Here is a 22958-nt window from a genome sequence, read left to right on the forward strand (position 1 = left end):
ACCGGACCTTGGCCCGGAACCGGGAGGGCACGAGCTCGCCGGGTGCGGCGCCGCGGGCCGGGGTGGGCGCGGCAGGGTCGAAGAAGTGCGCCACCAACCCTGCGGCCCCGGCCGGGGTGAGGCCTTCGGTTTCGTCCGCCACAATGCGGGCGTGCTGCCAGGACATCTCACCGGCGGCCAGGGCGTCCAGGACCGGCGGCAGGGAGCAGACCCGGCGGGACTGCTCCACCAAACCACCTGCCGCGGCGGAGCTGATGGTCAGGACCCCGGCGATCTCCTCCACGGCCGACATCGCCGCAAAGGTGCGCTCCTGCACCGGCGGGTCCGGGGCCAGCATCGCCTGCTGGAACTCAACAGCGTCGGCAACATCGCGCGCTTTCACCGCGGCGAGCCGGCCCTCCAGCCGCTTCACCACCTCCAGCCGTTCCAGCCGGAGCTCATACCGCCGCTGCAACACATCCAGATCACTGCCAGCATCAGCGCCGGAAGCCAAAGCAGCATCCTCCCGGTCCAGCGCGCGAAGAGCGGCAACAGAGGCAGAAACACCCTCCGTCACAACCCCAACACCGCTGCCGACTCCCATACCCACATCATCCAACGAGGGTCCGACATTGAGCACTGAAACCAGGGTGCAGGGCCGCCATGGGCCCGGAAGCCCGGCACTGTCAGGCCACCATTTCTGTGTCCGGCGCCGGCGCAGGCACCCTTGAAGCCTTGGCGCGCAGGGCAAACATCAAAACGGCGCCGAGCAGCGCCGGCGCCGCAAACGCCATCGCGGCAACCGGCACCCCGCCACCAAAGCCAACCAGCAGCGCACCGTAGGAAGGCCCGGCGATGGCACCCAGCCTGCCGACGGCAAGGGCCCAGCCAAGGCCGGTGGCCCGGGTGGCCGCCGGGTAGAACTGGGCGATGTAGTCGTTGATCATGTTCTGCGTTCCCAGCCCGCCAAAGCCGGCGACGGCGGCCAGGACAGTCATGAGCGCGGCCGGCGGATTGAAGGCCATCAGCAGCAGGGCCGCCGCGGCGCTGACGAATCCGGTAACTACCAGCGGCCTCGGGCCCACCTTCTGGCTGGCGACGGATGCCAACACGGTGCCGACGACGGCCCCCACGGAGTAGGCGAGCAGGAAAGACACAGAGGATCCGACGCCGAAGCCTGCCGTGCGCATGATCTGCGGCAACCAGGTGCTCACACCAAAGATGGTCAGCAGGCTCAGGACGGTGACCGCCCAGAGCAACACGGTGGTGCGGGTTGTCCCGTTGGCGAACAGTGCGCGGGTGGGGGAGGTGCGGAGGGCCGACGCCGGGGCATCGGTGGTGCGGGGCAGGCCGTAGGCGTCCTCGATCCTGTCCGCCTCGGCAGTGCGGCGCTGCGTCCGAAGGAACGACGGCGACTCCGGCAGCAGGACCCAGGCGAAGGGAGTGATGAGGAGCCCAGCGGCACCAATGGCGTAGACCGGACGGAAGCCGCTGGATTCCAGCAATGTCAGTGAACTCAGGGATGCGATCACCGTTCCGACGGCGGGTCCCGTGAGGACTGCGCCCAGCACCAGGGACTTCCGGCCGGGTGGGGCGAACTCGTTGGTGAGTGCCACCGCCGTCGGAAGCAGTCCGCCCACGCCGAAGCAGGCGATAAAGCGGAACGCTGCGAACAGCTCCCACGTCGGGGCCACGGAGCAGGCCAGCATGGCAAGCGAAAACAGTGCCAGCGCGCTGACGAAAATCCTGCGCCGGCCAAGCCGGTCCGTCAGCGTACCGACGATCAGGGAGCCGAGCAGCATCCCCACCAGGGCGATTGAACCCACGGCGCCGGCTGCGGCAGGTGTGGCGTTATACGGTGGGCGTCCTATCAGTCCGGGCAGCGTGGCGCCGTAGACGTAAAGGTCATAGCCATCGGCGAGGAGACCCAGCCAGCACAGCACGAAGATAGCGGCCAGGGACTTCCTTGGGGCATTGGAGTTCATCGTTGATTCCAATCGGATAGTGGCGCCGGTTGGCTCCGGCTGTTGTCCAACAGCCTGCCCGCCGCCAAACCGCGCAGAAATCGTGCTTTTCACTGAGTGAAACTGCAGTTTGTGGTGCAGAGCACAGAAGCCAGGCTGGAAGGAAGGGAACCGAAGGGAGATGCGGTGGCGGGAGCAGGACGTGCTGCCAGGGAAGGCCGGGACCTTGTGGGCCAGCCGGTGGTGGTGCGGGCCCTCAGCCTGCTGGCACAGTTCACCGAACAGCGCCGCGCCCTGAACCTGTCTGAGCTGTCCCGCCTGGCCGGCCTCGCTCCCGCCACCGCCTTAAGGCTGGTCCGGCACTTGACGGAGTGGGGCGCGCTGGAACGCCTTGAGGACGGCCGTTATGTGGTGGGGGTGCGCCTGTGGGAGATTGCCTCGCTCTCGCCCCGGGGCCATGGGGTGCGTCAGATCGCTCTGCCTTACCTGGAGGACCTGTACGAAGTGACGCGGCACCATGTCCTGCTCTCCGTTCTCGAAGGACGGGACGCGGTCCTGATCGACAGGCTCTCCTCCCGGACGGCGACTGAGGTGGCCTACCGTGTGGGAGGCCGAATGCCCCTGCGGACCACCGCCGTCGGCCAGGTCCTTCTTGCCAACGCCGGACCGGAGCTGCTGCAGGAACTGCTGGAGGATCCCGCGGTGCCCGAATTAGGGCTGGGCACCCTTGCCGCCGGGCGGCTCCGCGCTGTCCTTGCGGAGGTAAAGCAGTCCGGCGTCGCCGTCGTTCGAAGAAAGCATCCCTCCCGCACGGTCTCGGTGGCGGCGCCCATCCACGGGGCGGACGGCGGTGTGGCGGCCGCGTTGTCCATCGTGGTGCCCGATGCTGAGACGCCTGCGCACGAATTGGTCCCGCTCGTCCGGGCAGCCGCCCGGGCTATCTCCCGGAGCCTTGGCCACCAGATGAAAGCCAGCGGGGCCTGGCGGCATCCACAAGTGCAGGATGTTCGACGCCGGGGCGGGTGAACAGCGTCTCTGCCGCAAAGATTCCGATCGGGTATTTTCGTCACCTGCCCTCACCCTTTACAGTGGAAACACTAAGCATGCTGTCTATTTTGGGAGGGTGAACCTGATGCGGAAAGTATCTGCGCTTGGAGTGGTGACTGCGGCAATGCTGGCACTGGCCGGCTGCTCGGGAGGCGGCAGCGGTACTGCCAGTCCGTCAGGAACGACGTCGGCCTCGGCCTCCGCCAGCCCGTCGGCGAGTGCGAAGGTGTATTCGGAGGATGAGCTCCGCAATCTCATTTCAGGCATGAAGGACGCCGACGGCAATGAACTGAAGCTCTACTCGAAGGAGCAGGTTGACCAGGGCGGGAACATCGCCAACCTGCTGATGAGCACCGCAACCATTGATCCCAAGGACTGCAAGGACATCGCCACTGCCGGTTTGCTGGACAAGGTGGAAAGCGGTGACGTTGCCGTGGCGCTGTCCGAGGGCAACCAGCCCCGCACCTTGTCCGCCCAGTCCGGCAGCGAAGGCCCTGACGCCGTCAAGACGCTCAATGACATCAGCGGCAAGATGGACCAGTGTGCCAAGTTCTCGGTCTCCGCGCTGGGGCAGAAGTACGAAGTATCCAGCCAGGAACTCCAGGCGGACACGGACGCGGACAAGACCTTCGCCACCGTCAGCACCCGCAGCGGTGACAACCAGCAGGAGCTGATGCAGGTTTCGGCCGCGCAGGGACGTCTCCTGGTGGTTGCCACCAAGAGCGGAACCGATCTGGGGGACAAGGACAAGAAGGAGCTTGAGGACCTGATCAACGACGTGCTGAAGAAGGCTGAAAGCGGCTCGACGTCCAGCGCTTCAGCAACCAGATCATCCGGCTCGTCGGGCATGTCCTCTCCGAGCAGTTCGGCGTCGTCAACCGCGTCGCCAACCGCATCGTCCACCTCTTCGGCGACGATGTCCTCGGGCAGCGGCGCCTCGTCGTCGGCCTCGCCGAGCGCCTCGCGCTGAGGGCGCCTGCCCTGCCGGCACCCTGGCATGGAAGCGAAAGGGGTGGGCCGGGACTGTTCAGTCCCGGCCCACCCCTTGGCGTGTGCGCGCAGCAGGCTGCCTACTTGGCCTTGCTGCCCAGCCCGGCCCGGGCGGCGTTGTCGGCGGGAAGTTCTGCAACTACCTCCCGGGTGGGGGCGCCGCTGAACTTGGGAGAGGGGTCCTGGCCCTCGGAAAGCCGCTTCAATTCCTGGCCTTCGAAATCCTCCTCTTTGCCGAGCAGGATCGCGGAGTCGTGGTTGGTGATCTCACCGTTGAAGGCGCGCAGCATGACACTGCGGTCGAACTGTCCCTCCCATTTGGAGACGATGAACGTGGCCACGCAGTTGCCCAGCAGGTTGACCACCACGCGCATCGAGTCCATGAGCCGGTCTGCGCCCAGGAGGAGCGCGACGCCGGCCACCGGGAAGATGCCGAGCGCTGCGGCGGTTGCCGAGAGGGCAAGGAAGGATGAACCGGGCACGCCGGCCATGCCCTTGGATGTCAGCAGGAGCACCCCGAGGGCGGCCAGTTGCTGGCCAAGGTCAAGGTTGTGGCCAAAGGCCTGGGCCAGGAAGAGCAGGGAGATGGACAGGTAGATTGCCGCGCCGTCCAGGTTGAAGGAGTAGCCCGTGGGGACCACCAGCCCAGTGGTGGCGCGCGAGCAGCCCGCGTTGGTCAGCTTGGTCATGATCCGGGGCATCACTGCCTCGGTTGACGCCGTACCCAGCGCCAGGAGGAATTCTTCCCGGGTGTACTTCAGGAACTGCCAGAGCGGCACCCGGGCAAATCCCCAGGCCACGACAAAGAGCAGGCCGATGAAGACCAGCGCCGCGCCGTAGCAGGCGGCAATCAGGACCGCGTAGGTGCCCAGCGTGTCCAGCCCGTACTGGCCGATGATGAACGCCATGGCTCCGAACGCGCCGATGGGTGCGACCTTCATAATCCAGGCCATGATCTTGAAGATCAGTTCGAGGACGGTTTCCATGACGTTGATGACCGGCATGCACTTTTCGCGCCCGATAACCACAATCGCGGCACCGAAGAAGACCGAGAAGAAGAGGACCTGCAGGAGGCTGTTGCTGGCGAACGCCCCGATGACGCTGGCGGGAATGATGTCGAGGATGAAGGATGCGGCGTCCTTGGGGGCCGCCGAACCGGTCTTCGCGTCCAGGTCTGCCTGGGAGAGTGTTGCCGGGTCGATGTTCAGGCCGGCGCCCGGCTGGACGATGTTTCCGACGATCAATCCGAAGACCAGGGCGAACAGTGTTGCTGCCGTGAAGTAGAGCAGGGCCTTGACCCCAACCCTTCCAACCGCTTTGACGTCGCCAACGGCCGAAATTCCGGTAACGATCACCAGGAAGATCAGCGGCGCGATGATCATCTTGATGAGTTTGATGAAGCCATCTCCGAGCGGCCTCAGTTGTGCTCCGAGGTCCGGCCAGAAATGCCCGATGAGGACACCTGCCACGACGGCGATCAGAATCTGGAAGAAGAGCGACTTGTACAGCGGCTTCCTCTTCGCGGGCACCGAACTCGCCTTCAGTGCCTCAGGGTTTGGGATCTTCATTGACCTTTGCCTATCAATTGGGAACAGCCCGTTTGCGGGGCTGTTTCCAAAGTAATCCTCGTCACAGTTATTCCGCAAGAGGAAAACCAAATTCCGCAATGTGGAAGCCTAGCTGCGCTTTGTGACTGGCGTGGACGCCAGGGACACCAGCTGCTCCAGCACCTGGTCCGGCGCTGCGGAGGCGTCCACCTTGACGAATTCCACGTATTCCGTCAGGTTCCGGTATCCGGAGGCAAAGGCTTCAAGGTCTTCGAGGCTTTCCGAATCAGTCCCGCGGGCAACAATCCTGCGGTGTGCCACGTCCGGCTCGATGTCCAGGTGGCAGATGGCAGCAGGTGCCGGCAGGCGGGACAACAACCAGGGGAGGAACCGCCCGCGGGGAAGGCCTTTCGCGAGCCGCAGGGCCAGCTGGCAATGCAGGTGCCGGTCCATGACCACCACCCCGTCGAAACGGCAGGCGCGCAGGTGCGAGACGAGCACGTTGCCAACCCGAAGTACGGTTTCGACGGCGTCAGCCACCTTGGGAGGAAGCTGCACTCCCAGCCGGGCCGCCAGCACTGACATGACCCGACGGCCTGCATGGTTGTTGAGCAACAGGGCCCTGCCGCCACGGGCCCTCACGTCGGCAACCAAAGCGCGGGCCGCCGTCGACTTCCCTGATCCGTCGATACCAGTCAGGACAATGATCATCCGGCCTCCTCCCGCTGATCCGTGTCCGTTTTAACGCAGGGCAGGGGCCTAACGTCCCCCGTCCAGGCGGCGGCCGGGCGCCCACAGCAGGGCGGCCCGCCAGCAGATGCTGACGGGCCGCCCCGGGGGAAACGTTGGGTTACATGATGCCGGTGGGTACCAGCAGTGCCCAGGCCAGGGCCGGAGCCACCAGCACGACGCCGCCGGCATAGAACATCAGTTGCTTGTAGACGCGCTGCCGGTCGTCTTCGCGAGCATTGGCCACTACCAGTGCGCCGTCCGTGGAGAACGGGGAAACGTCGACGACGGTGGCCGCGATGGCCAGCGCCGCTACCGTTCCGGAGGCGCTGAGGGAGCTGGTGGCCAGCAGGGGTCCGGCCATCGGGATGAAGGCGGTCAGCAACGCGGTGGAGGAGGCGAATGCGGACCCGATGCCGATCACGTAGCAGAGGACGAGGGCGATCAGCAGCGGCGCACCCAGGGCCAGGGCCTGCTCGGCCAGGGTGTCGATGACGCCTACGTGCTGCAGCAGGGAAACGTAAGTGATCATGCCGGCAACCAGCAGGACAGTGGACCAGGAAATACCGCCGATGAAGGTCTTGTGTTCCTTGATGTTGACGAACGCGAGCAGGAGGCCGGCAGACAGTGCCACGAACCCGATGGGCATGTGGAAGCCGAGGGTGCACACCAGCATCACCGCGATCAGGGCCAGGGTCAGGACCTGCTGGCCGTGGGGGCGTCCGGTGGAGGTGTCAACATCAACGTGCTGGCCGGAAGCGCCGTCACGCAGCTTGCCGATCAGGGCGAACAGGACGATGGTCAGCACCGAGAGGATGAGGTTCAGGGCGAAGCTGGCGATGAACAGGCCGCCTTGGGAGATGAGGAAATCGTTCTTCAGTGCGATGTCATGCACCAGCACGCCGGCAACGGACAGGGGGGAGAACCCGCCGGCGTGGGCGTCGTTGATGATGAACGCGCCCATGACGACCGGATGGATGCGCGATTCGTAGGCGAATCCGATGGCTGCGGGAGCGAGCAGTGCGATGGCGGCGGGCGAGAAGGTTCCGAGCGAGGTCAGTGCGGCGGCGATCAGGAAGAACACCCACGGCAGCAGCAGCGTCTTGCCGCGGACCATCCGGACACAGCCCTTGACGATGATGTCGATGGTGCCGTTCCGCTGCGCCATGCTGAAGAAGTAGGTGACACCGATGATGGTCAGGACGATGCTGGCCGGGAACTCGTCGAGGATCTGCTTGTCCGACATCCCCAGCATGAAGTAGCCGACGCCGAAGGACGCCACCAGCCCCATCACGCCGATGTTCAGCGGCCACTTGGTGGCGACGACGAACATCACCACCAGTATTACCAGCGGGATGATCTGGACAGCAGTCATGGAGGGCTCCGGGTTCGGGGCGGCCGCCGGGTTGAGCATGCCGCCGAGAACGAGGGCAAGCGCCCCCAGGATGGCCACGCCGGCCACCGTCCACAGCAGGATACGACGCCGGGAGGAAGAGCGTGCTGGTCGCCCCTCCGGCGTTTCCACTGCGGGCGCTGCAGTGCGCTCCCCGTCAGTGCCAGGCGAGTCTTTGGTCAGGACAGTCTTGGCCATGGTGGCCTCCTTAGAGGGTAGCGCCCGCGAGGGAGGCAGCGGCGGCGCTGCCGGAAACCCCGGGGAGATGGATGATGGTGGTGGCGATGGTGCGGGCAGTGCGGTCGACGCCGACGAGCAGGCTTCCGTCCAGTTCCTCGGTCCATGTCTCGATCACCCCGGCCGGGGTGCGCAGGTGCAGCGTGGCGCCACGGGGTGCGCCGGTGATGGCATGCAGGACGGTTCCCGGCGTCCGTGCCGCCAGGGTCAGGGCGATGCTTCCCGTGATGGCCAGGGCGGGGTGCGGCTTGCCCATGGAGAGCATCATGACGTTGACATCGCACGCGGGGTCCGTTCCGGCAGGAGCCCCGACGACGGCGAGCTTGGGTATCGCCCGCGCCGCACCGGCTGCGGTGGACGCCAGGCCCATCCGCACCGCCGCCTGGCGGCGGACCTGTTCCAGGACGTCGAGCTGCTGTTCCACGCCGGACGTCCAGCTGTCGAACCGCGCCGGATCGAGGCCCAGTTCCCCGGCCCGGACCATGACTACCGGGGCTCCGGCGTCCACCATCGAAACAGTCCAGTTCTTTCCTCCGGCGCTGATGGTGTCCACTGCTGCACCGGTGGGCAGGAGCGCTCCGGTGGTCTTGCCCGCAGGGTCGTGGAAACCCAGGCCCACCAGGTGTCCGGGGAAGGGAACGCCGGGCATGTTTGCAGCCGGGACCTCCGGCAGCGAACCGTCCGGAGTGGCAACCCGCTGCACGATGATCTGGCCTGTGTTGGTGTTCCGGGTGACGACGCGCGTCATGTCGCCGTCGGGGACCACCCAGCCTTTCTCGATGGCATAAAGACCAACTACTGCCGAGCAGTTGCCGCAGTTGCTGCCCCAGTCGACGGCCGCTTCTTCGATGCCCACCTGTGCGAAGGTGAACTCGATGTCCACCCCGTCCCCGGCCGGCCGGTGCAGGATCACGGCCTTACTGGTGGTGGAAGTGGCCCCGCCCACGCCGTCGATCTGCCGGGAATCGGGACTGCCGAACAGCCGCGGCAGCAGCTCGTCCAGGCCGGCGCCGCCTTCCTGAAGGTGTTCGGCCTCGAATACCCAGCACTTGCTGGTGCCCCCGCGCATCCATTCCGCTTCAAACCTCATTGTTGTCCCACATCTCCTTGTGCCTGGTTTCCGGTCGGCGCCTGTTTCGAGAATGAGCCAGGTCACAAATTAAGACAATGTTCAATAATTGAAGAGGCATGTAGCATTGCTTCAATCACTGCCCTAGAGCGGAGAGGTGGACGCCCGAATCCGGCGTTGAGCCGCCTGTAAGCCCGCCTGGTACCGCGAACCGCCGCAAATCTTCAGGCAATGAACCACATCGAGGGAAGGATGAAGAGTTGCTTCACGATGATGAGGAGTATTTGTTCGATATCCGGCGGCTTGCGCTGCTGCTGGAGGTGGTGGAGCAGGGATCCATTACCGCGGCGGCCGAGTTGAAGATGTACAGCCCCTCGGCCGTCTCGCAGCAACTCAGGAAACTGGAACAGGAAGTGGGCCAGCCGCTGCTGAACCGCCGTTCCCGGGGCGTGGTGCCCACGGAGGCCGGACAAATGCTTGCGGGCCACGCGCGCAAGATCGTGCGGCAAATGCACGCCGCGCAGTCGGACCTGAACCAGCTGGCGGGACTCAACCGTGGCTCGCTGACGGTGGGGACCTTTCCCACCCTGGCAGGGTCATTCCTGCCCATCGTGATCCGTGCCTTCAAGAAGCGGTACCCGTCGATAGGCCTGTCCCTGCGCAGCGCCCGCTTCGACGAACTCGTGGCGGACCTCGAATCAGGGGTTACCGGCTTGTGCCTGCTGTGGGACTACCCCTGGAATCCGTTCCACGATGATGCCATCCGCGTCACGGAGGTATTCCGTGAGAGCACTGTGGTCCTGGTGGCCCGCGGGCACCGGCTGGAAGGCCGGAAGCAGGTCAGCATGGAGGACCTCCGGAACGAATCATGGATCGTGCGGGCGGAGGCCCATCCTGTGGTGGAGGTGTTGCAGAGGTCCGCCCACGACGCCGGGTTTGAACCGGCCATTGCGTTCCAGGCCAACGACTACCAGGAAGCGCAGGCCATGGTCAGCGTGGGCATGGGAGTGGCGATGGTTCCCAAGACGGCAGTGGCACTCCAGCATCCTGACGTGCGGGTACTCAGCCTCGGTGAGGCAGCGCCGCTTCGCCGGGTATTACTGGCACAGCGCCAGGACAAGGTCTACGCTCCGGCCGAGGTGGCCTTCCACTCAACCCTGCTGGAAATAGCGCGGGAACGGGCCGGCGACTATCTCTAGACCGTAGGCTGGAAGCCGGCGGGGTCCTATTCCGGCCGCGCACAGCAGTTCCCAGGTGAAAGGCAGGACTATGACCGTTTCCAGTGACGACCCCCAGAACGCAGCAGACCTCCGGGGGCCCGGCGACCCCGATGAGGCCGCGGACCAGGCCGCCAAGGCGCCCCAGTCCGGCCAGCACCCGGAACAGCACGGCGCAGCAAATATCCGTGAGGAACAGCAGGCCCATGCCGCCGGGATGGTGCCGGCCTCGTACGTGGGAGGCGAAGACGGTGCCCCGGAGCACAAGCCGGAAGAGGCGCTGGGGGAGCCCGGTACCTGGGACGACGAAGTCTGAGCATGATCACACGGGACGACGTCGACCAGGCGGCACGCAGGACCGCAGGGCTGATCCGCCGGACCCCGGTTTTGGCGGCAGATGCCAATGGCGTCCAGGGCGAAGTGTGGTTCAAATGCGAATTCATGCAGCACACCGGCACGTTCAAGGCCAGGGGTGCCCTTAACCGCATCATGGCCAGCAAGGAGCGCGGGGAACTCCGCGCCGATGTGGGGGTGGTGGTGGCATCAGGTGGAAACGCCGGGCTGGCCAACGCCTATGCTGCCGCCCAGCTGGGGGTGCCGGCCACGGTCTTCGTTCCTGAGGCCGCCCCCGCCGTCAAGGTCGCCAAGCTGAAGGCCATCGGGGCCACGGTGGTCCAGGGCGGAGCCGAGTACGCCGCGGCCTACCAGGCCGCCGTGGCCCGCGCGGAAGAAACCGGCGCGGTCTACTGCCACGCCTATGACCAGCCGGAAATCGCCGCCGGGGCAGGAACAGTTGGAACAGAGCTGCTCGAACAGGTGCCGGACGTAGACACCATCCTGGTGGCCGTGGGCGGTGGCGGGCTGATGGCCGGAGTGGCCGCCGCCGTCGAAGGCTCCGCCAAAGTCGTGGCAGTGGAACCGGCAACCGCGCCCACCCTGCATGCCGCTTTGGCGGCGGGGGAACCGGTGGACGTCGCCGTTTCCGGCGTCGCGGCGGACTCCCTGGGTGCCCGCCGCATAGGCGACATCGGATTCTCGGTGGCGCTCCGCTGCGGCGTCGAAAGCGTCCTGGTGACGGACGAACAGATCGTAGCCGCGCGCTCCGCGCTGTGGAACGACTACCGGATCGTGGTGGAGCACGGCGCTGCGGCCGCCTACGCTGCCCTGGCCTCGGGTGCGTACGTGCCCCGGGAGGATGAACGCGTCGCCGTCATTCTGTGCGGCGCCAACACCGACCCGGCCACGCTCTAGGCCAAAAGGAGGGCCGGCCGCCTGTCCCGCAGGCGGCCGGCCGATTCGCAGGGTTGTTTAGCCGCCGGCCTGGCCGCAGAACTTGCTGTAGGTGCTGCCGGCTTCCTGGTAACCGGACTGCAGGTCAGCGAGCTTGTCCTTGTCCGGGTTTTCCTTGGCCTGCTCGTCCGTGTAGGCGAGGATCGAAGCGAGAGCGGGCTTGAGGTCGTTCGAGGCCACCGCGTGGATGGGCCGGATCTGGTTGGCGAGGTTGTTCATGCCCGTCTTGCCGGCGTTGTTGGCGGGGTTCGACACAACGGCCTGGATCCGCTCGCAGGTTTCGGCGGTGGACAGTTGGTGCGTGGCGGAGCAGGCCGTGGCGGAAGCTACGAGGCCGGCGGCAAACAGGGCTGTGGCGAATTTCTTCATGGGTCCCTCGGTAGTGGTCAGAGGTTTCGATTGTAAGCAGATTGGGTACCCCCTTGCCTTCGCAAGCGTCCCACCTGCGCTTAAACTGGCAGCACCAATCGTGCGGAGCTTCCGCAGATGGCCCCGCGCGCAGCAACCAGACTAAGGAACCAGCATGCGCCAAACAGTGTGCCGCCGTGCCGCGGCAGGGCTTGCGGCCTCTTTCTCCCTGCTTCTCCCCACGGCCCTTCCGGCCGGAGCCGCGCCGCCTTCAGGGGAGATAGTGCTCGACGGCGCCACCTCCGCCGAGGGCATCGCGGCAGGGGAGGGCAAGACGTTCTATGCAGGTGAACTCACCACGGGCGATATTTTCCGCGGCGACATCCGGAAGGACACTGCGACCCGCTTCATCGACGCACCGGCCGGCCGTGCCGCCGCCGGAATGAAGGCCGATACCTGCCATCACCTGCTGTTTGTGGCGGGAGCCGCCACCGGCAAGGCGTTCGTCTACAACACCGACACCGGGGAACCGGTGGCCGACGTCGACCTTGCCGGAGGATTCATCAATGACGTCACCCTCACCAGTGACGGGGCCTGGTTCACCAACTCGGCCGCCGCGGAACTCTACTTCCTGCCGGTAGGCGAACACGGCGAACTGGGCAAGGTGAAGACCCTCAAGCTCCACGGTCCGGCCGCCGACCTTAAGGAAGGGTTCAACCTCAACGGGATTGCCGCGTCCGCTGACGGCAAGGTCCTCATTGTGGCCCACTCCGTCAACGGTGCCCTGTACACCGTGAATCCAAAGAACGGCAAGAGCGCAGAAATCAGGGGCGCCAAGGTTCCGTTTGTGGACGGCATCCTGGTGCGGGGCGACAACGTCTGGGCGGTCCAGAACCAGCTGAACCAAATAACGCGCCTTGATCTTTCCGCCGACCTGTCCTCCGCCGTGGTCAGGAACACCATCAGGAGTGACGACTTCAATATCCCCACTACCGTGGCGCTGTTCGGGGAGGACACCCTCGCAGCGGTCAATGCACAGTTCAACCAGCCGCCCAGCCCGTACGAAGTGGTGCTGGTACCGGCCTGGAAATAGGGCGGACACCAAACCGGCCGGCAGGGTTTCCTGCCGGCCGGCTTCCTGCGGCTGGCCAGGTTGGGAGTGGCAGGCCGGCTGGATGGTCCCGCCTGGATGGTCCGGCTAGATGGTCCGCGGCGCCTTGGCCAGGTTGTCCTTCAGTTCGGCGGCCGTTTGCCGGGCCACGTAGGCCGGGCGGTCCCGCTCCACGCGCCAGCTCTCCGAGAGCGGCCCCACGTTGACGGTGTCAAAACCGAATTCGTCGTACAGGCGGGTGACCAGTTCGGCGGCTTCCGGGTAGTCGCTGGCGGTGGCCAGCGCGCGGCGGTCCTGGGTGCCGGCGGGAGTCCCGTCCGTGGTGATGTCCTTCGCCATGATGTGGTTGAAGCCCTTGGCCACCTTGGACTGGGGGAGGTGTTCCTGCAGCAGGCCCGAAGTGGTGGCCTGCCCCTGGTCCAGGGCGGGAACCCGGCCGTCCCGTTCCCAGTAGTAGTTGTTGGTGTCGATCACAATCTTGCCGGCCAGCGGCTCCACCGGGATGTCCTTGTAGTTCTTCAGCGGAACGGTAACCACGGCGAAGTCACCGGCCGCTGCCGCTTCGGCTGCCGTGGCTGCCCGCGCCTTGGGGCCCAGCTCCGCCACCAGGTCCTGGAGGGTTTCCGGTCCCCGCGAGTTGCTGATGACCACGTCGTAGCCCAGCTCCACGGCCTTCCGTGCAACCTGGCTTCCAATATGTCCTGCACCGATGATTCCGATTGTTGTCATATGGGCGGCAACAGCAGCCGGTGCCAGGATATTTCGGATCCGCCAAAAGGCGGCTTCAGTCCTGTTCGCTGCGGGGGTTTTGTTGGCCGGGGGAACGCCGTGCTGCGCGGTCCACGATTTCCTGGGCAATCGCGTAGACCTTCTTGTTGAGTGCCTGGCTCTGTTGACTGATCAGTTCATAGGCCTCATCAGCCGTTGCTCCCGTGCGGCCCATCAGGATGCCCTTGGCCTGTTCGATGATGGCGCGGTTGCGGGCAGATGCGGCTACGGCTTCCGTTGCCAGCTGGTGGCGGTCCGTATGGATGGACTGGGTCAGGTCCACCACCACCCCCCATACCCCGACGGGCTCGCCTCCTTCGTAGATGAAGTCGGCGGAATACATCAGCTTGTGCTGCCGGTCCTTCCGGTCGCGGATGGACACGTACACAGATGACGGGCCGCCGGACTCGGAGACGCGGTCCCAGAAGGCCAGTACCGCTGCCCGGTCGGCTGGTTCGATGTGGGCAAGGGCCATGTCCATGGACGGGACCACATCGCCGCGCTCGTACCCGTAGATGCGGTACAGGTCGTCCGACCAGCGGAAGACGCCGTCCGCGAAGAAGTACTCAACCAGGCCGGTGGGGCAGTTGAGGTAGAAATCGTTGACAGTCTCCGCCGAGGGTGGGGCGGAGGAGGTGCTGTGGGAAACCGCGATGCTGTTTGGGGTCGCAGTGCTGTTGGAGGTCATGGGCGGGCCGTTCGACGTGCTGTGTCCGGACCGCCCCCTGGCCCGGTTTCAAAGGAACAGAATATAACAACGTCCGGCTTCTCGTGCCGGTTCCCCAAGCGGAATACGGTTACGCCCCCAGGTACCGGCCGGGCCGGTGGTTCAGCGCCAGCACGAGGTTCAGGAGGGTGGCGCCGGCCGCGGACAGCAAGACCAGCAGTGGCGGAACGAGGGCCAGTGAGGAGAGCACGATGGCCACGTCCAGCACCATCTGCACGTACCCGGCGCGCCATCCCAGTTTTTCCTGCAGCAGCAGGGCCATGATGTTGAAGCCGCCCAGGCTCGATTGGTGCCGGAACAGGATCAGGAGCCCGACGCCGGCGAGCAGGTTTCCGCCGAGCACGCCGTAGACGGGGTCAATGTCCAGCGTTCCCAGCGCTGCAGGATGAAGGCTCGCCATCAGCGAGACCAAGGCAATCGCGGCTCCGGTGCGAAGCGCGAAATTCCAGCCCTTCTTCCACACGGCCAAGGCGAAAAACGGCAGATTCACGGCAAAGAAGATGACGCCGAACGGCAGTGCCACCGAATAGCTGACCAGCAGCGCCAGCCCGGCCGTGCCGCCCGTGACGGCCCCGCTCGACTTGAGCAGGAACAGCCCCAGCGAGGCCGCGAAGGTACCGGTCAGAATGCCCAGGACGTCCTCAAGCACGGAATGACGGACGGCCGACGGCGGCACGGAACCTCCCGCCGTCGGCTCCCCCACGTGCCCTCCCGGGGAAGCGGGCGCCGTCGCAACGGAAGCGTCCACGGCGGTTCTCACTTGGCCGCCTGCGGAGCTTCAGCGTCCGTAACATCCGCGTCCGGGAGGAAACGCCCGCGGTCGGCCAGGACGGCAAGGACGCGGTCGTTGGTCCGCGCATCGGCCAGGGTGATGCGGACTCCGTCCAGCGCATAACCGCGGGCCAGGATATCGGCGCCGGCCAGGGCCTCAAGCAGCTGGGTGCGAAGCGCGTCGGAGGCCCGGATCCAGTAGAAGTTGGCCTGGCTGTCAGGAACGGTCCAGCCGCAGCGGCGGAGGGCCTCGATCACGCGGGTCCGCTCGCGGGCCACCTCCCCGGTGCGCTCGAGGATTTCGTCCCCCGCGGCGAGCGAGGCTACCGCGGCCGCCTGCGCCATCCTGTTGACGCCAAAGGGAACGGCAGTGCGTCGCAGGCCCTCGGCGATATTGGGGCGGGCGATGGCGTAACCGATGCGCAGGCCGGCCAGTCCGTACGCTTTGGAGAAGGTCCGCAGGATGCAGAGGTTGGGGTGGCGGCGGTAGACATCGAGCGAATCAATGCCGGCGCCGCGCTGGAATTCGATGTAGGCCTCGTCCAGGACCACCAGCACCCGCCGTGGAACCGCCCCGAGGAATCGTTCCAGGGCCTCCCGGGTGATCGACACCCCGGTGGGGTTGTTCGGCGAGCAGAGGATCACCACGCTGGTGCGTTCGGTGATGGCAGCGGCCATGGCGTCCAGGTCGTGGTGCTCGTTGGGGAGCAGCGGCACGGGGACCGGGACGGCGCCGGCCACCGCCACCAGGATGGGGTAGGCCTCGAAGGACCGCCATGCGTACACCACTTCGTCGCCGTGGCCGCAGACGGCGGAAATGATCTGCTGCAGCACGCCGGAGCTCCCGGGGCCGGCGGCAACTTCGTCGGGGCTGACGCCGAAGTGGCGGGCGATGGCGTCCCGTGCCTCCACCGCGCCCATGCTGGGGTACCGGTGGATCCGGTCCGCTTCGGCTGATATCGCCTTGACCACGGAGGGCAGTGGGGCGAAGTGGCTTTCGTTCGAAGCCAGCGCGGCTGTCAGCCCAGACGCTGCGCTCTTGCCGGCCACGTAGGCGGGGAGTTGGGCGACGGCGGCGCGGACCTCGGGCGCCGCAGTTTCGGAAAAGGTGCTGGTCATGGACAGCATCGTGCGGCAGGACAGGACACCTGCGCAACAGAGCAGATTTTGATAGGACAGATCCCGGCGCCAGGACCTTTCATAGTGGCAAAATGCTCAGTATGCACCTCATTGATGCCCTCGACGCAGAGATCCTCCTCACACTCGACCGGGACCCGCAGGCCACCGTCCTGTCCCTCTCCCGCGCGCTGGGAGTGGCGCGCAATACCGTGCATGCCCGGCTCCGCCGGTTGGCGGGGGACGGGAGCCTGGCCCCGTTCAGCCAGCGGGTCCGGACCGAAGCTCTGGGCCTGCCGCTCATCGCCTTCATCTCCATCTCCATCAGCCAGTCCGCCAGCGACCAAGCCGTTGCCGCGCTGCATGACATCCCGGAAATCATCGAGATGCATGCCACCACCGGTGATGCCGACCTGCTCGCGAAGGTGGCCGCGAGGGACCCGGCCGACCTGCACCGGGTCACCAACGCAATGCTGGCGATTGACGGCGTCGTGCGTACCAGCACAGCCATGTCACTGGTGGAAGTGATGCCCACGCGCACCCTGCCGCTGCTCCGGGCGGCGGCTCAGAAGTAGGATTCGGGCCTACGAGAACGGCCCGAGAAGCACCATCCGCAAACGCAACAGAACAATTTCTCCCAATCACTTTCGGTCAAACCCTTGACCGGATTTGTCAGGCGCTGATAAACCTAAAGGGCAGAAAGCGCTTTCCTCCCCGCTCGCATCCCCTCCGAAATCACTCGCGGAACGATGCTGTGCGCGGAATGAAACGTTCCAAACTGTCGTGCGGCAGATCAGGCTGCCGCCGCATCAAAGGAGATGTTCTCTTGGCAAACCCCTCAATGTGTTCCCCCAAACGCCGGACGGGCAGGGCGTGGAAGACCGCACCCGCCGCCACCCTCACCGCGGCCGCGCTCGCCTTGACGGGAGTGCCGCTGGCGCTGGCTGATCCCGGCCCAGCCGCACCCGCAGGTCCGGCGGCACCAACAGGTCAAGGCCCCGCCCGCCAGGTGGAGAACCTGGACCGTGCCCCGGTAGCTGTCCTGACCGACCAGGGTGTCACGCTGGGCTGGCGGATGCTCGGCCTGGACAAGGACAGCGTAGGCTTCCACGTCATCCGCGATGGAGTCCAGATCACCGACGAGCCCATCCGCAACACCACCACCTACGTGGACGCGGCCGGAACGGCGGATTCGAAATACGTCATCAAGACCGTCGGCAACGGCAATGGACAGGACAAGCTCACCGCGGAGTTCACTCCGCTGGCCCAGAACTACCTGCCCATCAAGCTGGACAAGCCGGCCGACGGCGTCAGCAAGGACGGCAAGCCCTACACCTACAGCGCCAACGACTCCAGCGTGGCAGACCTGGACGGTGACGGCACGTACGAGATCATCCAGCTCTGGAACCCCTCCAACGCCCAGGACAACTCCAAGTCGGGCTACACCGGCAACGTCTACGTCGACGCCTACAGGATGGACGGCACCAAACTGTGGCGCATCGACCTGGGCCGCAACATCCGGGCAGGCGCCCACTACACGCAGATGCTTGCCTACGATTTCGATGGTGACGGCAAGGCGGAAGTTGCCTTCAAGACCGCTGACGGCACCACGGATGCCGCCGGTACCGTCATTGGCGACCCCGCCGCGGATTACCGCAACAGCGCCGGCTATGTGCTGGCCGGACCGGAGTTCCTCACTGTCTTCAACGGCGCCAGCGGGACCATCATGGACACCGTCCCCTACGATCCGCCCCGCGGCACGGTGTCCGCCTGGGGAGACAGCTATGGCAACCGGGTGGACCGCTTCCTGGCGGGTGTGGCCTACCTGGACGGGGAGCACCCCTCCATGATGTTCAGCCGCGGCTACTACACCCGCACCGTCCTGGTCACCTATGACCTGGTGAACGGCAAGCTGGCCAAGAGGTGGAAGTTCGATTCCGACGTTGCGGGCGCCGAATACAAGGGGCAGGGCAACCACAACCTGTCCGTGGCGGACGTGGACCAGGACGGCAAGGACGAGTTTGTCTTCGGTTCCATGACCATCGACGACGACGGCACCCCGCTGTACAACACCAAGCTGGGCCACGGCGATGCCATCCACACTGGCGACCTTGACCCCTCCCGCCCGGGGCTGGAGACGTTTGCCGTCCATGAGAGCATGTCTGCCAGCGGCAACCGTGGTGCCACGTTCCGGGATTCCGCCACCGGCGAGGTGTTGTGGAGCATCCCTGCCACCAAGGACACCGGCCGCGGCGCCACGGGGGACATCGACCCCCGCTTCCCGGGTTCGGAAAGCTGGGCCGTGGGCGGCGACGCGGCCTGGAACTCACCGGTCGGCTTCCTCATGTCCGCCAAGGGGGAGCGGATTTCGGACAAGATCCCGGCGGCGAACTTCATGGCGTGGTGGGACGGTGACCTGCTGCGCGAAATTGTCGACCACGACTTCAATGCCGAGGCCGGCATGGGGGTGCCCACCATCTCCAAGTGGAACTGGGAAACCGAATCCACCGACCGCTTGCTGACCGCCACCGGCGCCCGCACCAACAACCACACCAAGGGCAATCCGTCCCTGCAGGCGGACCTGCTGGGTGACTGGCGTGAGGAACTGGTGTTCCCGTCCACGGACAGCACCGAACTCCGGATCTACACCACCACCTCACCCACTGAGGTCCGGCTGCGCACGCTGATGCACGATCCCATGTACCGGACGGCAGTGGCCCGTGAAACCGTGGGCTACAACCAGCCTCCGCACCCCAGCTTCTTCATCGGCGAGGGGATGCAGACGCCTGCCATGCCGGCTGTCTTCTACGCAGGCAAGACTAAGTAGGAGGCAGACAGCAAAGTGCCGCCCGCCTTGGGGGAAGGCGGGCGGCACTTTGCTTGGGTGCAGGGTGGGTCAGTGGCCGCCGAGGTTGCCGCCGACGGGCGGCAGCCCGCCGTCGTCGCGGCGGTCGTCCGCACGCCGTTCACCGGCGCTCAGGTTTTCACCCTCAAGGGTGTCGTCCGACTCGCCCGTGGTGTCCACCAGGCCGTTGGTCTGGTCGAACGGGTGCCCGATCCTGCCGTCATCCAGGTCCGCAACGGAACCGGAGGACCCGGCGCTCGACGTCGTGCCCGACGTCGTTCCCGCTGCATGGATTCCAGTCCCAGCCTCCGCCGAGCCGGCGGTGGAACCCGTGGTGAGGGGCTCCGCAGGAACAACCGGCTCCGCCGGGACCGCGTGGGCCGTGTCGATGACCGTTGCGTCCTTGTCTTTGTTGGCGCCGGCAGCCATCGCCGCCGCGGCGCCCGCGGCGGCTGCAATGCCGACGCCGGCCGCAACCTTGCCGGAGACGCCGGCCTTGCCGGAGTCGCCGCGGGAAGCGCCCGCATGCTCAACGCCGGGGGTACCCACGGCAGCGCCCGTGTTGACGGAACCCCGCCATGCGCCGCTGGCATAGCCTTCGTCCTCGATGAATTCCTTGAACCGCTGCAGGTCGGCCTCGGCCTGCCGGTCCACCACGTTCAGTTTGTCCCCCACCTTCTCGACGATGCCCTCGGGCTCGTATTCCAGGGTCAGCCGGATGGAGGTCTGGCCGCCTCCAACGTCCTCGAACTCAACCGCCCCGGCATTCGTGGCCCCCTCGGTGGCCGCCCAGGCAACCTTACGGTCAGGGACCTGTTCAAGGATCCGGGCCTCCCACTGGCGGCGGACCCCGCCGATTTCAGCCACCCACTCCAGCCGGTCGTCGCTGAGCTGCGTTACGCTCTTGACGCCGCCCATGAAGTGCGGAAACTCCTCGAACTGGGTCCACTGGTTATAAGCGGTGCTCACCGGTACGTTCACCAGAATGCGTTTTTCCACCTTCGTGCTCATAACGTCTCCTTCGCTTTGCTACCGGACGCTGATGACTCGGTAATAATCATCAGCATGCTTACCAATGTACCTTCTGGTCCGGCAGGTTTCCAGAGTTGGGTGGGGCGGGAGTCCTAGGGGAGGTGCCGGCCGACCAGGGCCAGGTTTTGGATCACCGCAAGCCCGAACTGCGCGGTGTCGTTGGTGGAGACCGTGGGCGCTTCATCCACCGCGAGCAGCACAAACGGCGGTTCGATCCTTCGGAGCGTGAATGCTGACTCGTGGTTCAGGTGTTCGCCGCCTTCGGCGAAGCTCTCCCACGCCCGGGCGGCGAGGTCCTGGTCGCCCAGCCGCGCAGCCGCGTACGCGGTGAGCCTGCTGTGGGCCTGGGTGAGGTAGATGCCCTCCAGCGGCTGGCCCACAGCCTCCACCTGCTCCTCCTTGGTGGCAAGGAACAGGCGGCAGTACTGCAGCCAGGCCCGCTCGAACCCGGGGTCGTCAACCAGATCCACCAGTTCGCTGCAGATCTCCACCAGCCCGAACACGGCGCTGAGGTGCGACACCGAGATCTGCTCCCGGCCGGTGTCGAACCGGCCCCTGTCCAGGTCATACAGCGCCTCGCCGGTGAGGAAGCCGTACTTGAGGGCGCCGATGTCCGCCATGGTGCCCAGCAGCCGGTCCCGGGACCGCGGATTGCCGGTGCGTTCCCAGTCAGTGAGCCAGGTGGCGGCGAGCGACCCCCAGTCCGTGCCCAGGCCCACGCCCAGGGCCCCGCGGTCCGGCCGGTACGTGGCGGCGTCCGGGCGGACCTTGCGGACCGGGTCCAGGCCCAGGAAGTTCTGGTCGCTGTCCACCAGCTCTGTGAGCAGGTCACCGGTGCGCTCGTCCGCCGTCAGGTAGTAGTAGAAGCGGCGGTAGGCCGGGGTGCTGATCCGCAGCTGCTTCGCGCTGCAGCCCCAGTGCTGCACGTTGTGCCGGGAGCCCAGGCCCTTCCAGGGCCCCAAGTGGTACACGTCCACCTCGCCCGTGTGCCGGGTCATGGCCTCGGCGAAGCGGAAGATGTCCGCGCGGCCGGAACGCAGGTAGGAGTACCAGAGCCACAGGTCCGGGGAGAGCTCGGAGTTGTCCCACGCGTAGCCGCCCACGTCGTAGCGCCACACGTGCCGGTCGAAATCGTACGTATGCATGACGTCGCCGTAGTTCCAGAATCCATACCATCGGCGCTGCTCCACCTGGCCGGCGTAGAAGTCGAACAGGAAGTCCAGCCGGTCCTCCAGCCGTGCCCGTTCCGGAGTGCTGCGGTCCACGGGGGCCCAGTCACCGAAAACACCCACGGAATGCAGGTAGTCCGGGGTAGCCTGCAGCAAGGCCGGGGTGGAGGCCGAGGCTGCATCGGCGGCGAGGCTTTCCGTGGACGGCGTGGCGTCATAGGCGAACAGGGTCAGCTCATGGGTGCGGGCAATTCCGGTGGGATTGCCGAATCCGGGTTCATAGTCCTCGTACGTGATCTCCAGTCCCTCAAGCTGCTCCTCGAAGGTGTCCTGGCCCAGGCCGTCATGGTAGAACCGCAGATCCATCGGCTGGGCCTCGGGGGAGTACAGCCATGCCGTAAGGGATGCTTCGGCGCCGGCGGCGCCGCGGATGTCCAGCTGCCCCGGATGGGACTGCCAGAAGTCCTTGATTCCCACACCCAGGCCACCCCGCGGACCGCTCAGTGAGCAGAAGCCGGCCGACCGCGTGCCGCCGGAAATGCCCACCCAGCCGTGGCCGGGGGCTGTCCGCTTCCGCAGGTCAAAGCCGTCGGCGCTGAGCTGGGTGAGGGTGTAGTCACCCCATGAGGGGATGAGGTGCAGGCGCTCCGAGACCTCCGGATTCCACGTTTCGGGGGCTGGCGTGGCGCGCCCGGCCACCTGGGCTTCCCGCACCTCAGTACCCGGGTCCCGGCGGAGTCCGGTGAGCCCGCGGACTGCTTCGGTGAGGAAGCCGCCGTCGGCTCCGGCGATCCGGATATGGCGGTTGTGCAGTTCATCCTCCAACGGCACCGTGAAGCGGACGCCCAGTCCGGCCAGGAAGTCCCGTTCAGCGTCCCCGTCCCAGACGAATGTGTGCACCATGCGCACGCTGCGGGCATTGGCGTAGAAGTAGAACCGCACCACAAACGGCAGCCAGCCCTGCTGGCCGCTTCCGGGAGCGTCCGGCCGGTGCGTGCCTTCCAGCCGCACCACCGCCCGGACGGGACCGGACTGTTCCACAACGACGGCGGTCACCTCGCCGGTGTAGGCGTCCCGGCCCACGCTTCCTGCACCTTCGGGAAGGCCGTCCTGCAGCAGGCTGACCAGCCGGGCGTCGCGCGCCACCTCCCGTCCGTTCCGGGAGAGGCTGCTGAACAGGGTGGCCCCGGCGCGGTTAAGCACCATCGTCAGGGCGCCGGTATCGATGGTGAGGGTGTCGTCACCGTCGTCGACCGTGACCAAGGCGGCGCCCGACGGCGGCTGGCCGGCAACGGTGGCTGCGTCGCCGTCGGTTGTCACATGGTAGGCGTCCGACGGCTGGTCTGTTGCGGGCAGGGCGATGCCCGCCCACTTCAGGGAGCCGTCCGGCCAGGTGGCCAGGGGCCAGGCCTGGCTGGCGACGCGGGTGCCGGCAGCGTCCTGCACGCCCAGGGCGTCCGCGCCGGACACGGTGCCGCGCGGGAAGGGCATGCCCCAGGTGGTTCCGCTGCTGATTTCAGCTGGGACCTGGCCATCGATCCACCTGATGGGGGTGTTGTCCGTCATGTCATCCAATTCCACTGGTGATGGGGCGCTTCGAAGGTGCGCA

20 protein-coding genes and 1 pseudogene are annotated in these 22958 nt (G+C 66.3%); 8 read left to right on the forward strand and 13 right to left on the reverse strand.

Annotated elements, in window-relative coordinates; all coding sequences use genetic code 11:
• Window positions 1-583 (reverse strand): annotated as a pseudogene (locus tag RM50_RS10920) (HNH endonuclease signature motif containing protein); the annotation flags it as partial.
• 82 nt (window positions 584-665) lie between these two features.
• Entirely contained in the window at window positions 666-1964 is a 1299-nt protein-coding gene (locus tag RM50_RS10925; RefSeq protein WP_043452533.1) for an MFS transporter, read from the reverse strand.
• A 165-nt stretch (window positions 1965-2129) separates the two neighbouring features.
• Here RM50_RS10925 and RM50_RS10930 point away from each other — a divergent pair, with 165 nt between their 5' ends.
• Together RM50_RS10930 and RM50_RS10935 are read left to right on the forward strand one after the other, a co-directional pair.
• On the forward strand, window positions 2130-2969 hold the full coding sequence (locus RM50_RS10930; RefSeq protein WP_082007054.1) for an IclR family transcriptional regulator: 840 nt from the start codon (window positions 2130-2132) through the stop codon (window positions 2967-2969).
• Window positions 2970-3075: 106 nt separating this feature from the next.
• The gene (locus RM50_RS10935; RefSeq protein WP_240471942.1) at window positions 3076-3960 is read left to right on the forward strand and encodes a hypothetical protein; all 885 of its coding nucleotides are present in this window, start codon (window positions 3076-3078) and stop codon (window positions 3958-3960) included.
• Between the two features lie 100 nt (window positions 3961-4060).
• Here RM50_RS10935 and RM50_RS10940 read toward each other — a convergent pair whose 3' ends face one another.
• The 4 genes from RM50_RS10940 to RM50_RS10955 form a co-directional block, all read right to left on the reverse strand.
• Window positions 4061-5548 carry a cation:dicarboxylate symporter family transporter gene (locus RM50_RS10940; protein WP_043452535.1) on the reverse strand — a complete coding sequence of 496 codons (1488 nt, stop codon included), beginning with the start codon at window positions 5546-5548 and terminating at the stop codon, window positions 4061-4063.
• A 108-nt stretch (window positions 5549-5656) separates the two neighbouring features.
• Window positions 5657-6238 (reverse strand): AAA family ATPase, encoded by a 582-nt coding sequence (locus RM50_RS10945; RefSeq protein WP_043452536.1) that lies wholly within the window; start codon window positions 6236-6238, stop codon window positions 5657-5659.
• Window positions 6239-6377: 139 nt separating this feature from the next.
• Window positions 6378-7847 (reverse strand): SLC13 family permease, encoded by a 1470-nt coding sequence (locus RM50_RS10950; protein WP_240471943.1) that lies wholly within the window; start codon window positions 7845-7847, stop codon window positions 6378-6380.
• Window positions 7848-7857: 10 nt separating this feature from the next.
• Window positions 7858-8976, reverse strand: a complete 1119-nt coding sequence (locus tag RM50_RS10955) for a PrpF domain-containing protein (protein WP_043452537.1) — start codon at window positions 8974-8976, stop codon at window positions 7858-7860.
• 239 nt (window positions 8977-9215) lie between these two features.
• On the opposite strand from RM50_RS10955, the gene RM50_RS10960 reads away from it, so the two are divergent.
• The 3 genes from RM50_RS10960 to RM50_RS10970 all read left to right on the forward strand — a co-directional run bounded on the left by RM50_RS10960 (window position 9216) and on the right by RM50_RS10970 (window position 11423).
• Complete coding sequence (locus tag RM50_RS10960) at window positions 9216-10154, forward strand: LysR family transcriptional regulator (protein ID WP_043452538.1); 939 nt, start codon at window positions 9216-9218, stop codon at window positions 10152-10154.
• A gap of 70 nt (window positions 10155-10224) precedes the next feature.
• On the forward strand, window positions 10225-10488 hold the full coding sequence (locus RM50_RS10965; RefSeq protein WP_043452539.1) for a hypothetical protein: 264 nt from the start codon (window positions 10225-10227) through the stop codon (window positions 10486-10488).
• Between the two features lie 2 nt (window positions 10489-10490).
• Window positions 10491-11423, forward strand: a complete 933-nt coding sequence (locus RM50_RS10970; RefSeq protein WP_043452540.1) for a threonine/serine dehydratase — start codon at window positions 10491-10493, stop codon at window positions 11421-11423.
• 57 nt (window positions 11424-11480) lie between these two features.
• Here the strand turns inward: RM50_RS10970 and RM50_RS10975 are convergent, their stop codons facing one another.
• Complete coding sequence (locus tag RM50_RS10975; protein WP_043452541.1) at window positions 11481-11831, reverse strand: hypothetical protein; 351 nt, start codon at window positions 11829-11831, stop codon at window positions 11481-11483.
• Window positions 11832-11985: 154 nt separating this feature from the next.
• Here RM50_RS10975 and RM50_RS10980 point away from each other — a divergent pair, with 154 nt between their 5' ends.
• Entirely contained in the window at window positions 11986-12903 is a 918-nt protein-coding gene (locus RM50_RS10980; protein WP_043452542.1) for an SMP-30/gluconolactonase/LRE family protein, read from the forward strand.
• Between the two features lie 105 nt (window positions 12904-13008).
• Here the strand turns inward: RM50_RS10980 and RM50_RS10985 are convergent, their stop codons facing one another.
• The 4 genes from RM50_RS10985 to hisC form a co-directional block, all read right to left on the reverse strand.
• A complete protein-coding gene (locus RM50_RS10985; RefSeq protein WP_043452543.1) occupies window positions 13009-13650 on the reverse strand; it encodes an NADPH-dependent F420 reductase in 642 nt (213 codons plus the stop codon).
• Window positions 13651-13705: 55 nt separating this feature from the next.
• Complete coding sequence (locus RM50_RS10990) at window positions 13706-14377, reverse strand: PAS and ANTAR domain-containing protein (protein ID WP_052260158.1); 672 nt, start codon at window positions 14375-14377, stop codon at window positions 13706-13708.
• A gap of 109 nt (window positions 14378-14486) precedes the next feature.
• Entirely contained in the window at window positions 14487-15119 is a 633-nt protein-coding gene (locus RM50_RS10995; RefSeq protein WP_043452544.1) for a YitT family protein, read from the reverse strand.
• A 53-nt stretch (window positions 15120-15172) separates the two neighbouring features.
• Window positions 15173-16315, reverse strand: a complete 1143-nt coding sequence (gene hisC / locus RM50_RS11000; protein ID WP_156133865.1) for a histidinol-phosphate transaminase — start codon at window positions 16313-16315, stop codon at window positions 15173-15175.
• A gap of 83 nt (window positions 16316-16398) precedes the next feature.
• Between hisC and RM50_RS11005 the strand changes: the two genes are divergently transcribed.
• Window positions 16399-16878: an Lrp/AsnC family transcriptional regulator gene (locus RM50_RS11005; protein ID WP_043452545.1), complete on the forward strand. Its 480-nt coding sequence runs from the start codon at window positions 16399-16401 to the stop codon at window positions 16876-16878.
• A gap of 266 nt (window positions 16879-17144) precedes the next feature.
• Window positions 17145-19130: a rhamnogalacturonan lyase gene (locus RM50_RS11010; protein WP_043452547.1), complete on the forward strand. Its 1986-nt coding sequence runs from the start codon at window positions 17145-17147 to the stop codon at window positions 19128-19130.
• 69 nt (window positions 19131-19199) lie between these two features.
• Here RM50_RS11010 and RM50_RS11015 read toward each other — a convergent pair whose 3' ends face one another.
• Entirely contained in the window at window positions 19200-20159 is a 960-nt protein-coding gene (locus tag RM50_RS11015; RefSeq protein WP_043452548.1) for an SRPBCC family protein, read from the reverse strand.
• A 113-nt stretch (window positions 20160-20272) separates the two neighbouring features.
• Window positions 20273-22915 (reverse strand): hypothetical protein, encoded by a 2643-nt coding sequence (locus RM50_RS11020; protein ID WP_043452549.1) that lies wholly within the window; start codon window positions 22913-22915, stop codon window positions 20273-20275.
• Window positions 22916-22958 lie beyond the last annotated feature (43 nt).

It is taken from the genome of Pseudarthrobacter phenanthrenivorans (genome assembly GCF_000813845.1).
GTDB lineage: Bacteria > Actinomycetota > Actinomycetes > Actinomycetales > Micrococcaceae > Arthrobacter > Arthrobacter phenanthrenivorans_B.